Annotated in this window: 20 protein-coding genes; 6 read left to right on the forward strand and 14 right to left on the reverse strand. The window is 53.6% G+C overall.

Annotated features, from left to right (window positions below; genetic code table 11):
• Positions 1–56 precede the first annotated feature (56 nt).
• On the forward strand, positions 57–2,042 hold the full coding sequence (gene pdeR, locus GVJ63_RS04205; RefSeq protein WP_010244518.1) for a cyclic di-GMP phosphodiesterase: 1,986 nt from the start codon (positions 57–59) through the stop codon (positions 2,040–2,042).
• 12 nt (positions 2,043–2,054) lie between these two features.
• Here the strand turns inward: pdeR and GVJ63_RS04210 are convergent, their stop codons facing one another.
• The 3 genes from GVJ63_RS04210 to araD form a co-directional block, all read right to left on the reverse strand.
• Positions 2,055–2,921 (reverse strand): crotonase/enoyl-CoA hydratase family protein, encoded by an 867-nt coding sequence (locus tag GVJ63_RS04210; RefSeq protein ID WP_003853843.1) that lies wholly within the window; start codon positions 2,919–2,921, stop codon positions 2,055–2,057.
• Between the two features lie 144 nt (positions 2,922–3,065).
• Positions 3,066–4,049: a 2-keto-3-deoxygluconate transporter gene (gene kdgT / locus GVJ63_RS04215; RefSeq protein ID WP_010244511.1), complete on the reverse strand. Its 984-nt coding sequence runs from the start codon at positions 4,047–4,049 to the stop codon at positions 3,066–3,068.
• Positions 4,050–4,267: 218 nt separating this feature from the next.
• Positions 4,268–4,966, reverse strand: a complete 699-nt coding sequence (gene araD, locus GVJ63_RS04220) for an L-ribulose-5-phosphate 4-epimerase (protein ID WP_010244508.1) — start codon at positions 4,964–4,966, stop codon at positions 4,268–4,270.
• Positions 4,967–5,313: 347 nt separating this feature from the next.
• Here araD and osmB point away from each other — a divergent pair, with 347 nt between their 5' ends.
• A complete protein-coding gene (gene osmB, locus GVJ63_RS04225) occupies positions 5,314–5,529 on the forward strand; it encodes an osmotically-inducible lipoprotein OsmB (protein WP_159226464.1) in 216 nt (71 codons plus the stop codon).
• A 77-nt stretch (positions 5,530–5,606) separates the two neighbouring features.
• Here osmB and yciH read toward each other — a convergent pair whose 3' ends face one another.
• The 5 genes from yciH to pgpB all read right to left on the reverse strand — a co-directional run bounded on the left by yciH (position 5,607) and on the right by pgpB (position 9,225).
• Complete coding sequence (gene yciH, locus GVJ63_RS04230; RefSeq protein ID WP_010244495.1) at positions 5,607–5,930, reverse strand: stress response translation initiation inhibitor YciH; 324 nt, start codon at positions 5,928–5,930, stop codon at positions 5,607–5,609.
• On the reverse strand, positions 5,930–6,649 hold the full coding sequence (gene pyrF / locus GVJ63_RS04235) for an orotidine-5'-phosphate decarboxylase (RefSeq protein WP_022625580.1): 720 nt from the start codon (positions 6,647–6,649) through the stop codon (positions 5,930–5,932). The genes yciH and pyrF overlap by 1 nt, the downstream gene beginning before the upstream one ends.
• 198 nt (positions 6,650–6,847) lie before the next feature.
• Entirely contained in the window at positions 6,848–8,017 is a 1,170-nt protein-coding gene (gene lapB, locus GVJ63_RS04240; protein WP_010244490.1) for a lipopolysaccharide assembly protein LapB, read from the reverse strand.
• A gap of 6 nt (positions 8,018–8,023) precedes the next feature.
• The gene (locus tag GVJ63_RS04245; RefSeq protein WP_010244487.1) at positions 8,024–8,332 is read right to left on the reverse strand and encodes a LapA family protein; all 309 of its coding nucleotides are present in this window, start codon (positions 8,330–8,332) and stop codon (positions 8,024–8,026) included.
• A 134-nt stretch (positions 8,333–8,466) separates the two neighbouring features.
• Entirely contained in the window at positions 8,467–9,225 is a 759-nt protein-coding gene (gene pgpB / locus GVJ63_RS04250; protein WP_159226465.1) for a phosphatidylglycerophosphatase B, read from the reverse strand.
• A gap of 227 nt (positions 9,226–9,452) precedes the next feature.
• Here pgpB and ribA point away from each other — a divergent pair, with 227 nt between their 5' ends.
• A complete protein-coding gene (gene ribA, locus GVJ63_RS04255; protein ID WP_010244482.1) occupies positions 9,453–10,046 on the forward strand; it encodes a GTP cyclohydrolase II in 594 nt (197 codons plus the stop codon).
• 344 nt (positions 10,047–10,390) lie between these two features.
• Here the strand turns inward: ribA and acnA are convergent, their stop codons facing one another.
• From acnA to topA, 4 genes are all read right to left on the reverse strand, one after another.
• Complete coding sequence (gene acnA / locus GVJ63_RS04260; RefSeq protein WP_010670248.1) at positions 10,391–13,072, reverse strand: aconitate hydratase AcnA; 2,682 nt, start codon at positions 13,070–13,072, stop codon at positions 10,391–10,393.
• A 601-nt stretch (positions 13,073–13,673) separates the two neighbouring features.
• Positions 13,674–13,832: a YmiA family putative membrane protein gene (locus GVJ63_RS04265; RefSeq protein WP_071778593.1), complete on the reverse strand. Its 159-nt coding sequence runs from the start codon at positions 13,830–13,832 to the stop codon at positions 13,674–13,676.
• 496 nt (positions 13,833–14,328) lie between these two features.
• Positions 14,329–15,303 (reverse strand): HTH-type transcriptional regulator CysB, encoded by a 975-nt coding sequence (cysB, locus tag GVJ63_RS04270; RefSeq protein ID WP_003853865.1) that lies wholly within the window; start codon positions 15,301–15,303, stop codon positions 14,329–14,331.
• A 184-nt stretch (positions 15,304–15,487) separates the two neighbouring features.
• Positions 15,488–18,112, reverse strand: a complete 2,625-nt coding sequence (gene topA / locus GVJ63_RS04275) for a type I DNA topoisomerase (protein WP_010244475.1) — start codon at positions 18,110–18,112, stop codon at positions 15,488–15,490.
• Positions 18,113–18,483: 371 nt separating this feature from the next.
• Here topA and GVJ63_RS04280 point away from each other — a divergent pair, with 371 nt between their 5' ends.
• On the forward strand, positions 18,484–18,732 hold the full coding sequence (locus GVJ63_RS04280) for a YciN family protein (protein WP_033757844.1): 249 nt from the start codon (positions 18,484–18,486) through the stop codon (positions 18,730–18,732).
• Positions 18,733–18,771: 39 nt separating this feature from the next.
• Here the strand turns inward: GVJ63_RS04280 and sohB are convergent, their stop codons facing one another.
• A complete protein-coding gene (gene sohB / locus GVJ63_RS04285) occupies positions 18,772–19,818 on the reverse strand; it encodes a protease SohB (protein WP_010244469.1) in 1,047 nt (348 codons plus the stop codon).
• A gap of 173 nt (positions 19,819–19,991) precedes the next feature.
• On the opposite strand from sohB, the gene GVJ63_RS04290 reads away from it, so the two are divergent.
• Positions 19,992–20,753, forward strand: coding sequence for a YciK family oxidoreductase (locus tag GVJ63_RS04290; protein WP_010670249.1), 762 nt, complete (start codon positions 19,992–19,994; stop codon positions 20,751–20,753).
• A complete protein-coding gene (cobO, locus tag GVJ63_RS04295; protein WP_010670250.1) occupies positions 20,753–21,343 on the forward strand; it encodes a cob(I)yrinic acid a,c-diamide adenosyltransferase in 591 nt (196 codons plus the stop codon). Before GVJ63_RS04290 ends, cobO begins: the two co-directional genes overlap by 1 nt.
• 53 nt (positions 21,344–21,396) lie before the next feature.
• Here the strand turns inward: cobO and rluB are convergent, their stop codons facing one another.
• Positions 21,397–22,287, reverse strand: a complete 891-nt coding sequence (rluB, locus tag GVJ63_RS04300) for a 23S rRNA pseudouridine(2605) synthase RluB (protein ID WP_010670251.1) — start codon at positions 22,285–22,287, stop codon at positions 21,397–21,399.
• Positions 22,288–22,887: the final 600 nt, after the last annotated feature.

Genomic DNA, 22,887 nt, shown 5'->3' on the forward strand with positions numbered 1-22,887 from the left:
ACTGTTGCTAAAATAATGAGATAACGCCTGCAGAGCACTTCCCGGAGGAAGTTTCCATGACCGATGAACAAGGGCAAACGTTGTTGTACACCCTTTTCGGTACAACCAGCCCTCATTGGCGTCTGACCGCGGACAGCGATGCGTTGCATTTTGCCGAAGATGAGTCGTCACAAACTAATATCGCCCTGCCGTTAACCCCCGGCCAGGCAGCCATGATACGCGCGATGCCGGTCATCACTTCAAGCATCAATCTGACTATGACGCTGCAGGGCATTGATGTTCCGATGCATTTTGTCGGACGCAAAGTGAACCAGGCGACCTGGGCAGGAACCGCTTCTGCCTGGGGCGATACCTCAGCGGTCGCCCGCGACTTAACCCTGGGTCTTTCATTCGCCGAACAGGTGGTTTCTGAAGCCAACTCGGTGATTGTGATCCTCGATCAGCGCGGCAATATTCAGCGTTTTAACCGTCTTAGTGAAGAATACACCGGTCTGAATGAGCATGAGGTTATCGGCCGTAACGTCTTTCAGCTCTTTATGACCAAACAGGAGGCCTCTCAGTCACGACGCAACATTGCGGGCTTCTTCCGTGACGGTAACTCCTATGAGGTGGAGCGCTGGGTTAAAACCAAAAAAGGTCAGCGACTGTTTCTGTTTCGTAATAAGTTTGTTCACAGCGGCAGTGGCAAAAATGAAATTTTCCTCATCTGTTCTGGCACCGACATAACCGAGGAGCGACGCGCCCAGGAACGCCTGCGGGTGCTGGCAAACACCGATACGGTGACCGGATTGCCTAATCGCAACGCAATTCACCAACAGATTAGCCTGGCGCTGGAGCGATCTGAGCGCGATGAGACCGGCGTGGTCTACCTCGATCTCGATAATTTCAAAAAAGTGAACGACGCCTACGGTCATATGTTCGGCGATCAGTTACTGCAGGCGGTTTCACTGGCGATTCTTAGCTGTCTGGGTAAAGACCAGACTCTGGGCCGGCTGGGTGGCGATGAGTTTGTGGTGCTGGCTGAGCACACCAGCCAGGCTGCGCTGGAGGCGATGTCCTCCCGCATTCTTGAGCGCCTGCGTCAGCCTTTCCGTATCGGACTAATCGAAGTGTACAGCGGCTGCTCTATCGGGATCGCTTTCGCGCCGCTGCATGGTGAAGATCGCGAGAGCCTTATTCGCAATGCTGACACCGCGATGTATCACGCCAAAGAGAACGGTCGTGGCAAGTTCTGTGTCTTCGCGGCAGAGATGAACCAGCGGGTCTTTGAGTACCTGTGGCTGGACACCAATCTGCGTAAGGCGCTGGAGCTGGATCACCTGCTGGTGCATTACCAGCCGAAAATCGACAGTGATGGTGAAGTCCGCAGCGCCGAAGCGCTGGTACGCTGGAACTCACCCGAGCGCGGCCTGGTCTCCCCTGCTGATTTCATTCCCTATGCCGAAGAGTCGGGACTGATTGTGCCGCTGGGACGCTGGGTCATGCTCAATGTGCTGAAACAGATTATCGTCTGGCGACAGCAGGGCATTTTTCTGCGCGTCGCCGTCAACGTGTCGGCACGTCAGCTGATTGATCAAAGCATCTATACTGACCTGAAACAGGCACTGCATGAGGCGAATATCACCGACTGTCCTATCGATATTGAGCTCACAGAAAGCTGCCTGATTGAGAATGAAGCTGAAGCCCTGCGGCTGATGAAGCAGTTTCAGGAGCTGGGCGCACAGGTTCATCTGGATGACTTCGGCACGGGTTACTCATCGCTTTCTCAGCTCGCACGAGTGCCGATCAATGCCATCAAGCTCGACCAAAGCTTTATCCGCGATATTAATAAACAGCCCGTCTCACAATCGCTGGTACGAGCTATTGTCGCCGTCGCCAAGGCGCTCGATTTGCAGGTGATTGCAGAGGGTATTGAGACCCCGGATGAAGAGAAGTTTGTCCTTAACAGTGGTGTCGATGGGCGTCAGGGCTACTACTACGCAAAACCAATGCCCGCGGAACAGTTTGGGCATTGGCTGGCTAAGCATCCTGCCCGCGTTTAACGCTAATTCAGATTAACCCGCTTTACGCAGTGATGCGCTGTGGCGGTTTTGTAACTGAACCAGGCGTTCCATGTAAGCAATGTCTTTAGGTTCGATGGTAAAGGCGTAATCGACCCAATCTTCGGTAATATCCATCAGCTCAGCGCGTGACAATTGCAGCACGCGCTGACGCGCTTTCAGCATTGCCCGCACGCCGTTGAGTTTAGGACGTAACGTATCGATAAAGGTGCGGGTGGCGCGGTAGCTGTCGCCGGGCTGGAAGACTTTATCCACCAGTCCGCGCGTTTCATACCACTCTGCGCTGTGGGACTCCCCTTCACAAATCAACTCCTCTGCCAGTTTCATGCCGGAACGACGCGCGACCAGTGAGTAGCCGCCCATGCCGGGAAAGAGGTTAAAAGCAATTTCCGGAAAGCCCATCCGCGCGTTGTTCTGCGCCAGAATGAAGTGATGCGCCAGCGCCGCTTCGAATCCGCCGCCTAACGCACTGCCCTCAATCATCGCCAGCGTCACCGCGCCGGTATCAAATCCCCGTGCTGCCGAATGGATGCAGTCAACGCAGGCACGGGCATAGGCCCGCAGCGCCTCACGGCGGTTATTGCGAATGCACTCGACAAAGAAGCGCAGATCGCCACCGGCGTTGAACATCTGTGGCACCAGAGAGCCGGTAACCCAGAAGTCGATCGGCAGACCGGAACGCTGAGCGGCGTAGCTCAGATTCATGATCTCCTCAATCAGTTCATGGTTGAAGCTCGGACGGGGCTGTGCACGCAACATCATCCACATAGTACGACGCCCTTCTTCGTAATAGGCGACTAACTGCGTGGTGTTGCCGACTTCGGTAAATAATCTGCACGTTGCTTGGTTAATAACTGTCATTGTCTCATCCTCTGTTTATATTTGATGCGTTAAATACGCCACATCAGCGTAATGCAGAGTGAGGCCAGACCAAATGAGAGATTGATTTACAACACAAAATCCAGAGAGATCCCCGACTCGCGCGTCGGGGATTGATTAGGCGGGTTACTTAATAGCGGCACGCTGCTCTACGGCAACATGAAGACGCTTAACACGTTTTGAATAGATGGCCGTGATGATCGGCACCAGCACGGAGGTCACAATCACGGACGTTGCCACCAGCGCCGTGGCAGCAGGGGCAATCGGTTTAAACTGCGGCAGCATCTCGGCAATCAGCACCGGTGTCGCCACCGCTGCGCCTGCCGTACTGGATGCAGCTATGCCAGCCGTGCCATCCCCGCCCCCAATCAGCCGATCGGTCAGAATGAGTGGGATACCGGTAATGATGATCACCGACACGCCCAGCATGATGCCCAGCAGTCCGGTTTCCGCAATGACACCCAGGTTAATGGTGTTACCCAGAGCAAAGGCGAAGAAAGGAATCAGCGTATGGACCGCTTTTCCGAAGAAGTCGCGCAGCTCCGGATCAAGATTCCCTAATGCAAACCCCACAATAAACGGCAGGACCGCCCCCACAAACACGTGCGGCTCGAATGAGGCGATGCCGGCGGTGCCCAGGATAACCATGGTCATTAATGGCCCGGACTCCAGAGACATCAGCACAAACGCACCCGCCTCCTCTTTGGAACCATATTGCTGCATGATCGAGGCATAAAGGCCGCCATTGGTCATATCCATGGCAGCCACCAGCGCCAGCGTCGATAACCCGGCAAACATCCCTACTTCTACGCCATTCTCCGGCATCACCCGTGAGGCGATGGCAGCCACAACCCAGGCGACGGCAATCTTGGTAAGCACCAGCGTGCCCGATTTACGCAGTACCGTCCCGGTGGCGCTGAGTTTAATCGACGCGCCCATACAGAAAAACCAGACGGCCAGAATGGGTACCGTGCCGGTCATCAGGCCGTTGGTGAAAGAACCGAAATATTTCCCGGCGCCTGGAGAAAACGTATGACAGAGTGCGCCGATAAAGAGCGGAATGAGCATCATACCGCCCGGAATTTTGTCTATTGCACGTTTGATATGCATATGGATGTCACCTTTGCTATGCCAGAGGGTGGAGCAGGAAGTGCCCGAAGGCGATGCAAGCAAAGTAGTGACTTGGGGTAATCAAAACAGTGATCGATTCGATAAAATGAAACGCTGTTTTATTTTTAATGACCTGTTGTTTTGATAACTATGATGGAGATCGCCATACCAGTCTCAGATGAGACTAAAAAAAACGGGACGCCATCGCGTCCCGCTCGCTATTTTTGCCCGTACCAGGCATTCTCGCCATGCTTTCGCAGGTAGTGCAGGTCAAGCAGTGTCTGGTTAATCGGCGGCAGATTAGCGGTCAGCTGCTGGCTGAACAGGCCCATATACGCCACCTCCTCCAGCACAACCGCGCTGTGTACCGCAGCATGAGCGTCTTTCCCCCAGGCAAACGGGCCATGAGAGTTGACCAGTACCGCCGGGATCGCAGAAGGAGACAACCCACGTTGCGCAAAAGTCTCGATAATCACCTCACCGGTGTTCCACTCGTAGTCGTGCTGAATCTCTTCATTGCGCATCGACCGGGTACAGGGGATCTCACCATAGAAGTCATCGGCGTGGGTGGTTCCCCAGGCAGGAATCGGTCGTCCTGCCTGGGCCCAGATGGTCGCATGCCGCGAATGGGTATGGACAATGCCACCCACCTCCGGCCAGGCGAGGTAAAGCGCGCGGTGTGTCGCCGTGTCCGAGGAGGGGCGTTTATCCCCTTCCACCACGTCGCCACTCGCCAGATCGACCACGACCATGTCGTCGCGCTTCATCACTTCATAGCGCACGCCGGAAGGTTTAATCACCAGCAAACCCTGTTCGCGATCAACAGCGCTGACATTGCCCCAGGTGAAGGTCACCAGGTTGTATTTGGGTAGATCCAGATTCGCTTCCAGAACCTGTTGTTTCAGGTGTTCCAGCATCTATTTTCTCCTGCTGACAATCGTCCCTGAATTTTGCGGAGTCGGACGCGAAAGAGTTATGGAGCAAATGGCTATAAACGCAGAAGGAATGGCTGTGAATGCAAAAATGTGTCGTGATTTCAGAATTTTCTATCTTCGGAATTTAACCAGAACGCTTAGAATCCTCTCAGGCAATGCGTGGCCCTGTCGGGTTTACATTGCGACTCTCCCGCTACAAACGGTTTGTCCATGGTGATCACATTTCCATGCCGACACGGATGCGGCAATGATGCGACACAAGCGGGCTGAGGAAATATCGGAGCTATACTAAGAGTGTTGCCTCTGTGAGCACATCAAAGGAGAAGTGTATGACAACAACAATGAAACGAATCACTGCCATTGTACTGGCAACCACGTTAGCTGTTGCACTGAGCGGCTGTTCTAACTGGTCTAAACGTGACCGCAACACCGCTATTGGCGCGGGCGCGGGTGCGATTGGGGGTTCAGTATTGACTAATGGTAGCGCACTCGGCACAGTCGGTGGCGCCGCTGTCGGTGGTATTATCGGTCATCAGGTCCACTAAAGACCTTATTAAAAAAATAATCGGCTACGCTAAGCATCTACACAACAATCGGGCTACTTCGGTAGCCCGATTTTTTTTCAGCCACCCGCCAGTTTGACCTTCATGCCTTTGGCTTCCAGCAGGCTTTTCAGTAAATCGCGCTTATCCCCCTGAATCTCGATAACGCCCTCTTTCACCGAACCCCCACAGCCGCACTTCTTTTTGAGTTCGGCCGCCAGCAGCGTCAATGCCGCGTCGTCCAGGTCGATACCGGTAATCAGGCAGACGCCTTTTCCCTTGCGACCACTGGTCTGGCGCTGGATGCGCACAATGCCATCCCCTTTTGGCCGCTCCTTCGCCGGCTCCGGCTGGGTAATGCGCCCGCTGTCGGTTGAGTAAACCAGTGGATTATCCTTCGCCATTATTGTGTCTCCAGACTGTGCAGGATCGCCTGCAGAGTGGCGGCGGGATCGGCGGATTGGGTGATCGGACGCCCGATAACCATATAGTCCACGCCCGCCTGCTTCGCCTGCTCAGGTGTCATGATGCGACGCTGATCGCCTGCATCACTGCCTGCCGGGCGAATCCCCGGCGTGACCAGCGCAAACTCCTGACCTAAAACCTGTTTGAAGCGGACAGCCTCATGGGCGGAACAGACCACACCATCCAGCCCGCACGACAGTGTCAGCTTCGCCAGTCGCTCTGCCTGTTCGGCAGGAGAAAGCGTAATGCCCAGCCCTTTGAGATCCTCTGCATCCATACTGGTCAGTACAGTCACCGCAATAAGCAGGGGCGCCTCTTTACCAAAGGGAAGCAGCGCTTCACGCGCCGCGTTCATCATCCGAGCCCCACCACTGGCATGGACGTTGACCATCCAGACCCCGAGATCGGCAGCGGCCGCCACGGCATGAGCGGTGGTGTTGGGAATATCGTGGAATTTAAGATCGAGGAAGATTTCAAAGCCGCGCTGCTGCAGAGTGTTAACCAGCGAGGGGCCAAATAGCGTAAACATCTCTTTGCCTACTTTAAGGCGGCAACTGCGGGGATCGATCTGGTCGACGAAACGCAGTGCGCTGTCGAGGTCATGATAATCCAGCGCTACCAGAATCGGCGAAGCGGTCACGTTGTGGGGTGAAGGCATGGCATTTCCTCTGCAACAGGCGCCCGCAGGCGCAATAGACAAACGGCAAGCATTCTACCTGCGGTGTCTGACCATCACAATCGCCATTGCCCTTCTGCCTGGCAAATTCTGCTCTGTTGCTGAGGGCTGTAAGCTAATTCAACCTATAGTATGTTGTAACTATAATGAGCTATTAATGGTGCGGCTGCAGCGGCCGGTTTACTGGCCGTCGAGGCCACGGATGGGCTTTACTGAAGACCAGGTGCGGCAGGATGGGCAATGCCAGTAGAGTGCGTGGGCGGTGAAGCCACACTTCTGGCAGCGATAGCGCGGCTTGGTGCGGATCTGTTCGCCGACCATGTCACGCAACACCATCAGGCTCTCTTTCGCGCGGCCATCTTCCGCCTCATGCAGATTCAAATCCATCAGGCGGTGGAACACACGCATGGTAGGATGACGCTGCAGCTGACGGCTGATGTAATTCTGGGCCGCTTCGGGCCCCTGCTGCTGCTCAAGGATGTCAGACAGATAGAGCTCCGCCGCTGCGCCGGTGTTCTCTTCAACACAGCGATGAAGAAACTCTGACCAGGCGTCTGGCTGATTGAGCTGCTGGAAACAGGTCTCCAGCATCCCCAGCGTTTCACTCACCAGCTCTTTATCCTGATCCAGCACCCGCTGCAGATGGCCCACCGCTTTGGCGTAATCCCCTTTTTCCATCAGGATACGGCCCATCATGATCGAGATGCGTGCGCTGTTGCGATCGGCCGACTCCCCTTTCTTCAGCAGGCTCATGGCACGATCGAGATCGTCGCTGCTCATCGCCTGCAGAGCCAGTTCGCAGTAGAAGTGGGCTATTTCGCCTTTCTGCTTCTCTTTGCCAAGCTTAACCAGCCGCTCTGCGACTTCAATCGCCTGCTGCCAGTCGCTGGTTGCCTGGTGGATCAGCAGCAGTTGCTGCAGCGCACCCACCCGAAAGTCAGTTTCATCGGTGAGCTGCTTAAACATATCTTCCGCGCGGTCATATAAGCCCGCCGCCATATAGTCGCGGCCCAGTTGCTGTACGGCGAGCAGTCGCTGCTCATAGCTCAGGGAGGCGCTTTCCATTAAAGCCTGATGGATGCGGATGGCGCGGTCGACCTCCCCGCGCGAACGGAACAGATTGCCCAGCGTCAGGTGTGCTTCAACCGTGCCGCTGTCCTCTTTCAGCATCTCAAGGAAGAGGTCGACCGCTTTGTCCTGCTGATTGGAGAGCAGGAAGTTTACGCCAGCGACATATTCACGTGACAGTCGGTTGGCTTCCTGTTGCTTATCCTGATGCGCGCTGCGACGGCCCATATACCAGCCATACGCTGCCGCCACCGGCAGTAACAGAAACAGCAATTCATGCATCAGGGATTATTCCCGGCCAGCCGGAGAAGATGGCGTGGTCGCCAGGGCAGTACTCTGCTCGATTTGGGTCTGCATACGCTTAATTTTCCGGTTGGCATTCGCCAGGGAGACGCGGGTCCGTAACCAGAACAGACCGCAGATGATCCAGCCAAGCACGAAACCTGCGCCAAACAGGGATGCCAGTAAGGTCGAGATGCTGAACTCACCCTGCGCCAGCAGATAGTTAAAAGTAATGACCTGATCGTTATGCGCACCCAGGGTGACGGAAATAATGAAAATGACCAGTACCACTAAAAAAATCAGCAAATATTTCACAGTGCATCCTGTTGTGAGGTTGTTGGGTAGAATTATGCCAAAACTCCAGCAAAAATGCTGCTCCCAGCAGCATCGGGCGGGTCGCTTTTACGCAGGCCCGTCTAATAATATGGGGTCTTACGGGTGAATTACAATCAGGGCTCCCGCTGCGCCACCTCTTTTTGCTCTTCCGGCGGCAGCGTCAGCGGGCCACAGAATCGCTGCGCCAGCCAGGTGGCAATGGTGACCAGTAGCCAGGAGAGTATGGTTGCCATCGCCAGATCCCGTGGCCAGTGCATGCCCAGCAGCAGACGACTCGCCATTACGCTGGTGGCCCACAGAAAGATCACCACCACGGTTTTATAGTGCCGACGCGGCCAGAGCAGACCCAATGCCAGCAGCGCCCAGCTGGCGGCAAACATAGTATGTCCCGACGGGAACGCGAAACCGGTTTCAAACGCCCAGTGCCGTTTCAGCCAGTCTGGGATCTGCGTCTCATCGGCAATCAGTGAGGTTACCATCTCGCCACGCTGTTTGCGCTTCAGCTCGTAGAAGGTCTTTTCATCCAGCCCGTGATGCTGTTCCAGCCAGATCACATAGGGACGCGGCTCCTGAATCTGCTCTTTGATATAGGATTTGGTGTATTGCCCGGCCAGAATGGTGGCGTTCATGATCAGCAGCAGTAAGATAGCTGGCTTCAGCCGAAAGCGCAGGCACCAGAGCATCCAGGCACTCAGCACGACGCTGGTAACAATGCCCCAGGGGTTGGTGACGGTCTCGGTCATCCAGAAGAGACCTTTCAGCAGCGCATTGCTTTCGCCTGGTTGCCAGCGCCAGCCGCTCAGCCAGACTGCAACCGGCATGATCAGCAGCAGCAGCATTCCAAAGGTGGTACGACGTGAAATCTTAAACATCCTCTTCCCTTATCCCGGCGTCAAAAGAGAGCAATTGCATAACTTTAGCTTAAAAAAGAATAACATAACCGTTGCCGATTGGATAATTGTGCTTTATCACTGCAATTGGTATCAGAGATTACCAGCCCGCTTGCGGGTTGTGGCACAATATTGCACGTTTGTCGGGCCACACTGGCCTGTGCACTATCATGATGATAGTGCATCCTCTGAAGGTTCTGGAGAGTCACATGCAGCTTAAACGGGTGGCAGAAGCCAAACTGCCCACGCCATGGGGAGATTTCCTGATGGTTGGTTTTGAAGAACTGGCAACCGGACATGACCACGTTGCACTGGTTTTTGGCGATATTAATGATAACGAGCCGGTACTGGCGCGCGTTCACTCTGAATGCCTGACCGGCGATGCACTCTTCAGCCTGCGTTGCGACTGTGGTTTTCAGCTGGAAGCCGCCCTCAATGCCATCGCAGAAGAGGGTCGCGGCGCACTGCTCTATCACCGTCAGGAAGGCCGTAACATCGGTCTGCTGAATAAGATCCGCGCCTATGCGTTGCAGGACAAAGGGTATGACACGGTAGAAGCGAACCATCAGCTGGGCTTTGCCGCCGATGAGCGCGACTTCACGCTGTGCGCCGATATGTTCAAACTGCTGGGCGTCAATGAAGTGCGACTGCTGACCAATAACCCGCGTAAAGTGGAGATCCTCAGCGAAGCCGGGATCAACATTGTTGAACGCGTGCCGCTGGTCGTGGGACGTAATCCGAAGAATGCGCACTATCTGGATACGAAAGCGGAAAAGATGGGGCATCTGCTGCCGAAGTCATAAATAAGCTGGGACTCACTGGCATCTGACCCTTGAAGAAGCCCAATCTGAGAGAATCCTCAAGCAACGGATTAGCTCAACGCGCAGGGGGCAGGGTCAGAAGAGTAAAGCGTCCCGCCGCCCGGATAAAAACGCCGGGAGCGTTTTTGAACAACGCAAAGCGTTGGCCCGGTACGGGCGCACCTCAGGGATGAGGTGCGTAATTGCGCGGGCCGGGCATGTCATGGATCACGGCTTTTGCGTCTTTCCGATCTGACCGTGCTCCCTGTGCAGCCACGGTCTCACAGCTTCTTATTACAGACGTTGTAAGCTACATAAAAAAAGCCGGGTTTCCCCGGCTTTTTTTATCAGTCCAGCATATTGCGGATAACGTAGTGCAGGATGCCGTCATTGCGGTAATAGGTCAGCTCATTACCGGTATCGATGCGACAGCGGGTGTCCAGCTCTTCCTTACTGCCGTCGGCACGGGTCAGCGTCACTTTAACGCTGCAGCCAGGCGTCAGTGCCTGAAGATTTTCCACGTCAATGCGCTCCTCACCGGTCAGCCCCAGGCTTTTGCGGGTCACGCCCTGCGGAAACTCCAGTGGCAGAATGCCCATCCCAATCAGGTTTGAGCGGTGAATACGCTCAAAAGATTCCGCAATTACTACCCTGACCCCCTGCAGACGTGGTCCTTTCGCCGCCCAGTCGCGACTTGAACCAGAGCCATACTCAAGACCCGCGATGACCGCCAGCGGCACGCCTTCCGCCTGATATTTCATTGCCGCATCATAGATGGCCAGCTGTTCGCCACTTGGGTAGTGTCGGGTATAACCGCCCTCCACGCCGGGCACCATTTCATTGCGGATACGGATGTTGGCGAACGTACCGCGCATCATCACTTCATGGTTACCGCGACGCGAACCATAGGAGTTAAAGTCTGTACGCTCCACGCCGTGTGACAGCAGATACCGTCCGGCCGGACTTTCCGCTTTGATGCTGCCCGCCGGTGAAATATGGTCAGTGGTGACCGAGTCGCCCAGCATGGCGAGCACTCGCGCACCGCGAATATCCTGCACCGGCTTAGGCTCTTTCTCCATATCGTCAAAGAAAGGCGACAGACGAATATAAGTCGATCCCTCATCCCAGTCGTAAGTCGCGGCTTCACTCACCTTAATCTCCTGCCACTCTGGCGTACCGTCGAAGACTTCAGCGTACTCTTTGTGGAACATGTCGCTGGTGACCTGCTGCACGGCCGTAGCGATCTCTTCCGGTGAAGGCCAGATATCTTTCAGGTAGACCGGCTGGCCCTGACGATCGTGGCCCAGCGGCTCGGTCTGCAGGTTGATCTTCATGTTACCCGCCAGCGCATAGGCCACCACCAGCGGCGGCGACGCCAGCCAGTTGGTTTTAATCAGCGGATGAATACGGCCTTCAAAGTTGCGGTTGCCGGACAGCACAGCACCCACCGTAAGGTCGCCTGCTTTGATCGCAGACTCGATCTCATCTTTCAGCGGGCCGGAGTTACCGATACAGGTGGTGCAGCCATAACCAACCAGATTAAAGCCCAGCTCGTCGAGATAAGAGGTCAGTTGCGCGACGGCCAGGTAGTCTGAAACCACTTTAGAACCGGGTGCCAGCGAGGCTTTGACCCACGGCTGACGTTTCAGCCCCCGCTCGACCGCTTTCTTCGCCAGTAAACCGGCCGCCATTAAGACGCTGGGGTTGGAAGTGTTAGTACAGGAGGTAATCGCACTGATCACCACCGCTCCATCGGTCAGCTTATGCGTCAGCCCGGTATCACTGTCGGTATACTCAACGATTTTATGGGGTTTCTGCGCCTGATTCACTTCCAGCTCATTGCTGGCATCAAACGCGGCGGGCACATCGCCCAGCGACACCCGATCCTGCGGACGTTTTGGTCCCGCGAGACTCGATTCCACCTCATTCATATCCAGCGCCAGTGTGCTGGTAAAACGCGGCTCATCGCCAGGATTGCGCCACAGCCCCTGCGCTTTGGCATAGGCTTCCACTAACGCTACCTGCTCGGCATCGCGTCCGGTCAGGGTCATGTAGCTCAGCGTGACGTCATCAACCGGGAAGAATCCGCAGGTCGCGCCATATTCCGGTGCCATATTGGCGATGGTTGCGCGGTCTGCCAGCGGCAAATCGGCCAGGCCATCACCATAAAACTCAACGAATTTACCGACGACGCCATGCTTACGCAGCATCTGGGTGACGGTCAACACAAGGTCGGTTGCCGTAATACCCGCCCGCAGTTTGCCGGTAAGTTTGAAACCCACCACATCCGGGATAAGCATTGAGACAGGCTGACCGAGCATGGCGGCTTCGGCTTCGATTCCCCCTACTCCCCACCCCAGCACGCCAAGCGCGTTGATCATGGTGGTGTGAGAGTCCGTACCGACCAGGGTATCGGGCCAGGCGTACTCTTCACCATTCACGGTTTCATGCCAGATCGCCTTGCCGAGATATTCCAGGTTCACCTGATGGCAAATACCGGTGCCCGGCGGCACCACGCGGAATTTATCAAACGCCTTCTGGCCCCAGCGGAGAAAGACGTAGCGCTCATGGTTTCGCTCCATCTCCAGCCGGACGTTCTCTTCAAAGGCGTCATCATTGCCAAAATGGTCGACAGTCACCGAGTGGTCGATAACCAGATCAACCGGTGACAGCGGATTGACTTTCGCCACATCGCCGCCTAGCCGATTCACTGCTTCTCGCATCGCAGCAAGGTCGACTACCGCAGGCACGCCAGTAAAGTCCTGCATTAATACACGGGCTGGCCGGTAGGCAATTTCACGATCGGCGTGGGCATCTTTTTGCCAGTCAACCAGCGCCTGGATGTCCTCCGTCGTAACAGAGTCACCATCCTGATAGCGCAGTAAATTTTCCAGCAGGACCTTGAGGGATTTTGGCAGGCGATCGATATTGCCAAGGTGTTGAGCAGCATGGGGAAGACTGAAGATGTGATATTTTTTGGTGTCGACCTGCAGTACTTCCTGACTCTGCTCGCGTAGGGTAGACGACATAGCTCCTCCTTTCATTCATGGTCTTTAAACCTCAGAGAGACAAAGGTTTATGTTAAAGATAGACCACAATTTCGTTAACGTTTTGATTACAACACAAATTGCTACAATCGATCGCAAACGAAAATGCCCCGTGAAGTCACGAGGCATCATGAAAAGGTGATTTTAATTCAAATTACAGGGTTATCCACACCGCCGCAGACCAGAACGCAAAGGAGAATGCATACGCGCTGAGCCAGGACATTTTAATAATATTCATTTGGTTCACTCCTTCGCCGGAATCGGGCGTAAAAGTTTTTGCGGTCACCTTATAGAAAGAGGCGACACCCTTTGGTCGTACAGGATGTGGTAAGGGCATTTATAGGCCCACCGGAAATTCCGGTTTTAAAAGAACAGTGACGAAGAAATGGTCTGACAACGTTATTTGTTTTTAGGGTCCAGAAACGACTCAATAAAAAGTCTCTGGTTATCACTCAAATCCCATGAATCGGGGATAGACACTTTTTCGTCCTTTGCAAGGGGTTCTTTTCCTTTACAGGAGACCGTCTTGTGCTGACCCGAGGTCAGGGAACGTTTATGGCTGAGTGTATTTGCCCACATGGCTTTAGCCCCAGATACGCCAAATCATTAACGCGACAACTACCCAAAACAGCGCAGAGGCAGCGAATACGGTTAACCAGGCTTTGCGACGAGTGTTGCCGGTACGCTCAACCTTGGTGCTTTTTGCCGGGAAACCCGGTTGTACAGTCAGTCGTGTATTCATAGTTTTTGATAATCACTCTCAACAAAATGATTGATAACATCGATTAAGATTTAGGAGGAATCCTAAACGCGTTAAGGCCAAAAATCCAGTTATTTTTATTGAGTACAACGATTAACGGTATTAATCAATGAGCTCAGGTAACGTAAGAAATCATTAATACCGGAACTAATATTTAATTAAAAAACCCGCTAAAAAATTTGAGTTAATTTAAAAACAGATCCACTCAAAACTATAGATAACACTTAAGAACCTTATGTTTACTGGCTTTCCACGTTAGCTCTTAACTGGAGTATGGGAATATTCCTGGCAAGCCGCAAAGTGACATAGTTAAAAATGTGTTGTAATTCGCATTTAAGAAAGCCCGATGAGGAAACATGTGATCAATGTTTCATTTACAAAAAAATCATAAAAACTTTTGAGTCTCATTTGGCGCTAAAGCCAGGAGACAAAAAAGGCTGCACCAGGCAGCCTTATGTTTACGCGGGGAGGTTAAATTCTATTTAAACGGCAGTTTGATATCTTTAAACATCGCTTCAATGTCTTCATTGGAGCGCAACGCAACCGCAGTATCTACCACATCGCGCGTCAGGTGCGGCGCAAAACGTTGGATAAAATCATACATATAGCTGCGCAGGAAGGTGCTGCGGCGGAATCCAATCTTAGTGGTGCTGTTGGTAAAGATATCGGCGGCTTCAATGCGAATCAGGTCAGGATCGGCCACCGGATCTACTGCCATGCTGGCGATAACGCCAACCCCCAGACCTAAGCGGACATAAGTTTTGATTACGTCGGCGTCGGTCGCGGTAAAGACGATGCGTGGCGTTAAACCTGCACGATTGAAAGCCGTATCCAGTTCTGAACGCCCGGTAAAGCCAAAGGTGTAGGTCACCAGCGGATATTCGGCCAGCTCCTCAATGGTGACCTGCCCTTTTCCGGCCAGCGGATGGTCGGCAGTCACCACAATCGCCCGATTCCAGTGGTAGCACGGCAGCATGATTAAATCGTCATAGAGATGCAGGGCTTCGGTGGCGATGGCAAAATCCGCATTACCTTTGGAGACGGCTTCGGCGATCTGGGTTGGAGAACCCTGATGCATATGCAAAGAGACGCGAGGATAGCGCTCAATAAATCCTTTGATCACACCAGGCAGCGCGTAGCGAGCTTGGGTGTGCGTGGTTGCGACATAGAGCGAGCCTTTATCAGGCCAGGTGTGTTCACCGGCTACCGATTTAATCGCATCCACTTTGGAGAGTACTTCACGCGCTATACGGATGATCTCTTCCCCTGCAGGCGTGACCTGGGTGAGATGTTTACCGCTGCGGGCAAAGATTTGCACGCCCAGTTCATCTTCCAGCATACGCACCTGTTTACTGATGCCGGGTTGAGAGGTGTAGAGACCTTCCGCCGTCGAAGAGACGTTGAGATTGTGATTGACCACTTCAACGATATAGCGCAACTGCTGTAATTTCATATCTATTCCATCCCGGTAAGTTACAGAGTCGCATCCCCGGTTGACGTATAGTCGCGAGGGTAAAAAGATGCTATGCATCAGGAAAGGTCGGAAATGCTATAACAACTATATCAGTTTAAGTGAGAGAGTAGAACGGATTGATATAAGGCTCAGAAAAAGGCCAGCGAGCGCTGGCCTTCAGGGATTACTTTTTCGCTTCCTGCCATTTGCCATCTATATAGAAGGCGGACCAGCCGGTTGCCTTGCCCTCTTTTTCTGAGGAGACATACTGCTGTTTGGTCTTGCGGCTGAAACGCACCAGCGTTTTGTTGCCTTCCGGATCGGCTGCTGGCGCATCGGCCAGATATTTCAGCTTCTCAGGCAGACGATCTTTGAAGCGCTGAAGCTCTTCCACCAGCGGCGCACGCGTCTCGCGTGATTTCGGGAAGGTGTTGGCCGCGAGGAAAACGCCCGCCGCACCGTCACGCAACACGAAGTAAGCATCTGACTTCTCACACGCCAGCTCTGGCAGCGGAACCGGATCCTCTTTCGGCGGTGCAACTTCACCACTGCGCAGGATCTTGCGGGTGTTTTTGCACTCTTCATTGGTACACGCCATGTACTTACCAAAGCGTCCCATCTTCAGGTGCATCTCCGAACCACACTTCTCGCACTCCACTACCGGGCCGTCATAGCCTTTGATGCGGAATTCGCCCTTCTCAATCTCGTAACCATCACACTCCGGGTTATTACCACAGACATGCAGTTTACGTTCGTTATCGATCAGGTAGCTGTCCATGGCCGTGCCACACTTCTGGCAGCGACGACGGGCACGCAGGGCGTTGGTTTCAGCATCATCCCCTTCCAGAATATTGAGAACTTCATTTTCCGGGATCAGGTTGATGGTCTGTTTGCAGCGCTCTTTAGGCGGCAGCGCATAGCCGGAACAGCCCAGGAAGACGCCGGTACTGGCAGTTCGAATCCCCATCGGACGGCTACAGGTCGGGCAGTCAATCGAGGTCAGCACCATCTGGTTCGGCTGCATCCCGCCCTCTTCAGGATCTTTCTCAGCCAGTTCAAGCTGCTGGGTAAAATCGGTGAAGAAGTGGTCGAGTACCGCTTTCCATTGCGCCTGGTTATTGGCAACCTGGTCAAGGTTGCTCTCCATGCGGGCGGTGAAATCATAATTCATCAGTTCGCGGAAGTTCTCTTCCAGACGATCGGTGACGATTTCACCCATTTTTTCCGCATAAAAACGGCGGTTTTCAACCCGTACATAGCCACGATCCTGAATCGTCGAGGTAATGGCCGCATAAGTGGATGGACGACCAATTCCGCGCTTCTCCAGCTCGCGCACCAGTGACGCTTCGCTGAAGCGCGCCGGTGGCTTGGTGAAGTGCTGACCGGGCAGCAGTTGCTGCAGGTCCAGAACATCACCCACGCTTACCGCAGGCAGCGTACGATCTTCATCATTCTTACGCAGCGCAGGCATCACTTTGGTCCAGCCGTCGAAACGCAGAATACGGCCTTTCGCTTTGAGCCGGAAATCACCGGCGGCGGCAGTAATGGTGCTGGAGTCATATTTTGCTGGTGTCATCTGACAGGCAACAAACTGACGCCAGATCAGCTGATAGAGTTTCTGCGCATCCGCTTCCATATCTTTCAGCTTTTCCGCCACCACTTCCACATCAGAAGGACGAATCGCTTCGTGCGCTTCCTGGGAGTTCTCTTTGCTGGCGTAAGTTATGGCGTTTTCAGGCAGATACTTTTTACCGAAATTACTTTCGATATAGCCACGCGCCATGGCGACCGCATCCTGACTCAGGTTGGTCGAATCGGTACGCATATAAGTAATGTGGCCCGCTTCGTACAGCCGCTGAGCCATCATCATGGTCTTCTTGACGCCAAAGCCGAGACGGGTGCTGGCAGCCTGCTGCAGTGTCGAGGTGATATAAGGCGCGCCCGGCTTGCTGCTGGTCGGCTTATCTTCACGATCCACGATCTCATAGCGCGCTTTTTCCAGCAGCGCGACGGCGGCATACGTCTCGTCGCGGTTGACCGGACGGAAGGCTTTATCGCCTTTGTGCGTCACGTCCATCGACAGCTCATCGCCTTTCGGCGTGGTCAGCGCGGCATTAACTTCCCAGTACTCTTCGGGAACAAAAGCTTTAATCTCACGTTCACGTTCCACCACCAGGCGAACGGCAACGGATTGCACACGTCCGGCAGAGAGACCACGAGCGATCTTTTTCCACAGCAGTGGCGAGACCATGTAGCCCACCACGCGGTCCATAAAGCGACGCGCCTGCTGAGCATTAACCCGATCAATATTCAGTTCGCCCGGCTTTTCAAACGCCTGACGAATCGCATTCTTGGTTATTTCGTTAAACACGACGCGGCTGAAGCGCGAGTCATCACCACCAATCACTTCCCGCAGGTGCCAGGCAATGGCTTCCCCTTCGCGGTCAAGGTCGGTTGCGAGATAGATGTGGTCAGCATTGGCGGCTAACGCCTTCAGTTCGGCGACCACTTTCTCTTTGCCGGGCAGAATCTGATAGTCCGCTTCCCAGCCGTGATAGGGGTCAACACCCATGCGGCTGACGAGTGCGGCCTTCTCATCTTTTTTAACTTTTTTGACTTTTTTGTCAGTCGAAGCGTCTTTGACTTTCTTATCTGTCGAGGCGTCAGCACTTTTTTTCGCGGTTGAACCACTGGTCGGCAGATCCCGGATATGACCCACGCTGGATTTAACCACGTAATCACTACCCAGGTATTTATTGATTGTTTTAGCCTTTGCCGGGGACTCAACAATAACGAGTGCTTTACCCATATTTACCTTTACCTAATGAAAACATCCTGCTTAACGGGAGAGGATTGGATGCCCAAAAACCCAATGGGTTCAATATTGCTGCGCCTGTTTAACATTTCAAGGCGGAGGGGTCAATCTCAGATCAGATGATGTGGCGTTATGCAACTGCATGATAAAGAGTGCTTTTTCTATCTGAACTCATCGCACATCCTGGTGCAAAATCCCTGAAATCGGAATCGCCCACACTCTACCTGATAAAATCTGTTACGCAACTTAATTAGCACTCAGCCCGGACTTACGCCAGGTTTTCATCGATTACACCGATTTGTCACACCCTGTGACTCGCCAGTAATATAGAAAGGATTGGAGTACTGTCAAACAGGAGTGAATAAATGCAGAGTTCAACTCAGGCTATTTCCCGCCAGGCGTTGCTGGAAAAGGCCAATGCGCTGATCAAAGAACATGATGATTATTTAGCGGGAATGCAGGCGGATGAGGTGATTCAGCAGGGTGAAGTGCTGGTATTTCGCGGACCGTTTTTTCTCGATGCCGATGGAGTGCCGACGGCTAAAACCACGGCGGTGTTTAACGTGTTCAAACACCTTGCCGTGGTGCTGTCGCCGCTCTACCACCTGGAATGAAAAAACCCGGCGCAGGCCGGGTTTAGCATCATCAGATCATCAGAGCAGTGGCTTTTCGCCGCGCTGCCAGAGTTTCAGCAGCAGGCGCTCTGCCACCGAGCCGGCGCTCTGCGTAAAGCGATCCATCACCTTACGGCGGCGGGCATAATGCACGCCGAGCACGCTGAACTTATCCATCTGACGGATGATCAGATCATCGCTGGTGCCGATTTCGTCAACCAGGCCGAGGTCCAGCGCCTGGCGGCCATACCAGTGTTCACCGGTTGCCACCTGATCGATGTCGAGTGACGGGCGCATCTGGTGGACAAACTGCTTGAACAGCAGGTGCGTTTCGTCGAGATCTTCCTGGAATTTCTCACGTCCCTCTTCGGTGTTTTCACCAAACAGCGTCAGCGTGCGCTTGTACTGTCCGGCGGTATGCAGCTCAATATCAATATCGTTCCGTTTCAGCAAGCGGTTGAAATTGGGGATCTGCGCGACCACGCCGATGGAGCCAATAATCGAGAAAGGTGCCGCCACAATACGATCGGCTACGCAGGCCATCATGTAACCGCCGCTGGCCGCCACTTTATCCACGGCCGCCGTGATGCGCAGACCCTGATCGCGCAGACGCTGCAGCTGCGAGGCTGCCAGGCCATAGCCATGAACCACGCCACCAGGGCTTTCAAGACGCAGCAGCACTTCATCGCCAGGCTGTTTCACAGCCAGCACGGCTGAAATCTCTTCACGTAGTGAGGTCACCTCATGGGCGTCCATGCTGCCTTTGAAATCGAGTACATAGAGCGTGGGCTTCGCACTGTCTGTCTGCCCCTGCTTCGCCGCCTGCTTTTCCGCTTTGGCTTTCAGCTTTTCACTTTTCTTATGATTTTTCAGCCAGACTTTTTGTGCCTGAGGCTTCATTTTTGCCAGTTGCAAATCCTCTTTCATCTGTTGATAGTCATCATCCAGATGAGTCAGTCGAAGCTGACCGTTTTGTGCCCGTTTGCGTAATGCGGCATTCATCACAATCATGACAATCACAGCGACGGCAACCACCAGTGTCACCACTTTCGCTAAAAACAGTCCATACGTTGAAATAAAATCCATAGGTCGCCTTAGTAAACAGAGAATCAAAAACAGTTCGCCAGTTTAGCCGTTTTGCCCCGCTTCGTCGCCTGAAATGCCAGCAGCTGGCACAGAATGGGTGGGTTGGCGATTGCGCCCATTCGTAAATTCAGGCATAAAACGGAATCATGCTGTTTTCGCTGGAGGACCCCGCTGTGCATTATCAACCGAAAAGCGACCTGCTCAATCATCGCATTATCCTGGTCACTGGCGCTTCAGATGGCATTGGCCGGGAAGCGGCGCTGACTTATGCCCGCTATGGCGCAGAAGTGATCCTGATGGGCCGTAACCCTGAGAAGCTTCAGCAGGTCGAACAGGCGATCAATCAACTCAATCTCTGTCCTGCTCACACTGTGGTGTTCGATCTGGCCGAAGCGACACCGGAACGTTGCCAGCAGGTGGCAGAACAGCTGGCACAGCAGTTTCCGCGTCTTGACGGCGTGCTGCATAACGCCGGTATCCTCGGTGAGATTGTGCCGCTGGCTGAACTCGACCCACAGGTCTGGCAGCAGGTGATGAACATCAACCTGGACGCCACCTTCTTCCTGACGCAGGCGCTGTTGCCGCTGCTGTTAAAATCGGATGCCGGTTCACTGGTGTTTACCACCTCCAGCGTGGGCCGTACCGGTCGCGCGGGCTGGGGGGCTTACGCCGTCTCTAAATTTGCTACCGAAGGCATGATGCAGGTACTGGCTGATGAGTATAAGAACCAGTCGCTGCGGGTGAACTGTATTAATCCGGGCGGGACGCGAACCAAAATGCGTGCCAGCGCGTTCCCGCAGGAAGATGCCAATAAGCTGAAAACCCCTGCCGATTTGATGCCGCTCTACCTTTATCTGATGGGTGATGACAGCCGTCGTAAAACCGGGATCAGCTTTGATGCCCAGCCAGGCAGAAAACCGGGAGCCGCTGAATAATGGCTGACGATCGTCATCAACAGCGTCAGCAGCGGTTAAAAGAACAGGTAGATGCGCGTATTGCTGCAGCCACGGAGGTTCGTGGCATCCTGATGGTCTTTACCGGCAATGGCAAAGGCAAAACGACTGCGGCCTTTGGCACCGCACTCCGCGCCACCGGTCATGGCAAACGCGTGGCGGCTATCCAGTTCATTAAAGGTGACTGGCCGAATGGCGAGCGAAACCTGCTGGAACAGCACGGTGTTGAATTTCAGGTGATGGCAACCGGCTTTACCTGGGATACGCAGAACCGCGAAACGGATACCGCTGCCTGTCTGGCGGTGTGGCAGCATGCAAAACGGATGCTGGCCGATGAGCAGCTGGATCTGGTGGTGCTCGACGAAATCACCTATATGGTCAGCATGGATTATCTGCCACTGGAAGAGCTGATAGCGGCCCTGCAACAGCGCCCGGCGCATCAGAGCGTCATCATTACCGGACGTGGCTGTCATCGCAGCCTGACTGAGATGGCGGATACGGTGACTGAGATGCGGCCGGTTAAGCACGCTTTTGATGCCGGGATACAGGCTCAGCAGGGAATTGACTGGTAACAGAAAAAGAAAACGCAGCCCTGGGCTGCGTTTTTAGCGATCGGGCAACGTGATTAACCGGAGTTACGTTTGCTGCCCGGATTGCGGCGTGGTGCACGTGGGGTGCTGCTCACTTTACTGTGACGTTTCACGGCACGACGAATCTGGTTCGCTTTGGTGCGACGACGATCTTTTTCGACCACCAGTTTGGTAACCGTTTCATCATCCATCTCCACCAGGTTACGCAGGTAGTTAACCGCAGGCAGATCCAGTTCGGTCCAGCCACCGCGTGGCAGGCCTTTTGGTAAGGTGATATCGCCGTAGCGAACACGCATCAGACGACTGACCTGCACGCCGACCGCTTCCCATAAACGACGCACTTCACGGTTGCGTCCTTCGGTCAGGGTCACGTTGTACCACTGGTTGATCCCTTCTCCACCGCCAAATTTCAGGGTTTTAAAGGCAGCCGGGCCATCTTCCAGCTGAACGCCCTTGCTCAGCTGACGAATTTTATCATCGTCGACCTGACCAAAGACGCGCACCGCATATTCACGTTCCACTTCACGGCTCGGATGCATCAGGCGGTTCGCCAGTTCACCGTCAGTGGTGAAGAGCATCAGACCACAGGTGTTCACATCCAGACGGCCAACGGCAATCCAGCGTGAACCGCGCAGACGAGGCAGACGATCAAATACCGTTGGGCGCCCTTCAGGATCGCTGCGGGTACAGAGTTCACCTTCTGGTTTGTAGTAAGCCAGCACGCGGCAAACTTCGGTTGCTGATTCAGCAATCGAGACCAGATGGCCATCAATACGGATTTTCAGAGATTTGCTGCTTTCAACGCGGTCGCCCAGGGTGGCGATCTTGCCGTCGACGCTGACACGGCCAGCGGCAATCATTGATTCGATTTCACGACGCGAGCCATGACCGGCACGCGCTAAGACTTTCTGTAACTTTTCGCTCATTGAGCTTCCTCTTTGTCGCCTTCCCAGGCGTCACGGTAGGGTGATAATTCTTTCTGAATCAACAGGTTAACCTATTAATTCGGCCCCATTATACAGGCATTTACCCCTGAAGTAACGCGCTTTATGAGTGGGTCTGAAGCGAATTAAGAAGGGTCAGCCTCTGATAGTTTTAGATCTGATAATATCTGACGCTGATTTAAATAATCCCCGTGCATCTGACAGGAATAAGATTAATAAAATGCATGTATTAAAAACTTTATAGCTGATGACAATTAAATTTTCTAACCACTTCAGTTTCATCAACGTAATGTTCTGGTGATAAAAACCTTAACACTATCTTACACTTTCGCTGGTTTTCCCTTGCTTTTATTCTTCTTAAAAAAACACCAAAGTCAGCACAAACAACTGTTTTAATGATTTAATCCATTATAACCGCTCGGTAAACACAAAAAAGCCAGATTTTTCTTAACGCAGATTTATTTAAGGCCTTATTTTCAAGGACATTTGATTCTTATTAGCTTTAATAAATTGCACGACACTATTAAGCTGATATAATTTATTCCTGTAGCACAATAAAAAGCAGGACTCACGACAGAGGGG

It is taken from the genome of Pantoea sp. 18059, assembly GCF_902706165.1.
Taxonomy (GTDB): domain Bacteria; phylum Pseudomonadota; class Gammaproteobacteria; order Enterobacterales; family Enterobacteriaceae; genus Pantoea; species Pantoea agglomerans.